The 1841-nt window shown below is 29.6% G+C and carries 1 protein-coding gene; it reads right to left on the bottom strand.

The window, feature by feature from the left end:
• Positions 1-89: 89 nt before the first annotated feature.
• Positions 90-1577, bottom strand: coding sequence for an NACHT domain-containing protein (locus BR02_RS0113020; protein WP_031517782.1), 1488 nt, complete (start codon positions 1575-1577; stop codon positions 90-92).
• Positions 1578-1841 lie beyond the last annotated feature (264 nt).

The following is a 1841-nucleotide window of genomic DNA, read 5'->3' as shown; positions in this document are numbered from 1 at the left end:
CCCCGTTAATTTTATCCACAGGGGAATTAAATAACTGGAAAAAATCGTCCAAAATTATTGGCCGTTTTTTATCCAAAAGTATTGACCGCTTACAACCCCTTATTCTTAAGCCATTCGATTAAATCTTTGTATATTGCTACTGCTACATTAACTTCTTTTTTTTCAAGTGATTCCACTATATACCTTCTAAAACTTTCGTGATATATTGTATAACCGCCATTACATGCATTAAATTTCAGTATACTTTGTATTGCTTCTAGACTTTGTCCTACAATTTGTCCTAAACCAGTAACCTCCATTAATTCCTCTTTAGTTAAATAAAAGGGTGCACCGGATAATATAAGCGGAATTTTTTCACTTTCTGGTACTTTTGACATTATGTAATCATAATAGTCAGATAGATTATTACTATATGGTGGAAAACTCTCTATTAGATCAACTGATATAACAGCAGGGCTATAGCGTTTTATCTCACTAATAAGATAAGTTAAATATAACGGATTTCCATTACTCTTTTTCATTAATAAATCTGATAGTTTAAGATTCCAATCTAAATTGATATTCTCAAGATTATTATTTATCAATAATCTCTCAATATCACTTTTATCCCATGCTTCTAAATTGTATATTTTATAGCCATCATCAGTTAGTTTAGTAACGTCTTTAATAGGTTGTGATGATAAGATTATTCTAACATTCTCGGGAAATACTAATTCCGATATTACTTTAATAATTTCGGTATCAACCTCTTTAATTGTTGATTTATGGAAATTGTATACTCTGCCAATATGATCCAGACCATCAATTATAATTACTACTTCTTCTTGCATATTATTTAACAAGGCTTGCAGTTCTTTTACATCTACGCCGAATTTTGTATTTTTGTACTCCGCTAAATAAGGATATGCACTAACAATATCATTTATTAGATTCGCTAAAAAAACATTTACTGTAATTCTCTCTTTTTCGTATATATCATCCATACCAGTATAACAATAATGCTGAACTATTTTTACACTATGGTGTTCTAGAAATTTTATAAAATTTTGCAGAAACCAAGACTTTCCTAAACCTGGCTCTCCAATCAAAATAGTCTTCTGATTGGCTAAAATGAATTCATAAAAATCCTGACATCTAGATTCATTCACTACATTTATATCATTATCAATCTCAAAACTTTGTTGTATATTTCCAAAATCACACTTCATCCCTAACCTATATACTATTGTGCTAAGATTTAACTCTTCTCCTCTTGCTCTAGAACTTTTTATTATATGAGTTAATCTTAATAAAACATCATCGACTTCTTTTAAATGATTAGGGTATTTGCCCACACCAAACTTTTTTAATTTAGAAATTACTAAACGCTCTAATTTACCAGGATTAGATATATCATTACTTGCTTTAGGTAAGTTCACTTCAATAATAAGATTATTTAAAAATGAAGCAAACTCTTCCCTATTAATATTTTTCGCTTGGCTTCTTAGTCTTTTCCATGTAGGTATAGGTAATTCTCCACTCTTCCATATCTTATCAATATTAATTTTTAAAAACTTTACATTATTATCTTCATACAAATTGTAACAATCGACTTCTTCAAGAAAATCTAATTCTTGGCTGTCTTCTATATATTCCCATGCTAAACAAAGCCTGCAATCAATATTTTTTGACCCTACTGTTTCTTTCCATGATTTAAATAATGTGTCCAGTGCAAGATCATAACTGGCAGATGAAAAATCTGCTTTTCCTGTTTATGGCACAATAGAAATGTAGTTTTTGGCAGCTAATTTATGTAGGTTATATGGTTAGTAAATGAAAGTAAAAAACCACTTGCCAACATC

It is taken from the genome of Desulfofalx alkaliphila DSM 12257 (assembly GCF_000711975.1).
Taxonomy (GTDB): Bacteria; Bacillota; Desulfotomaculia; order Desulfotomaculales; family Desulfohalotomaculaceae; genus Desulfofalx; species Desulfofalx alkaliphila.
This window is presented reverse-complemented; position numbering and strand designations above follow the sequence as displayed.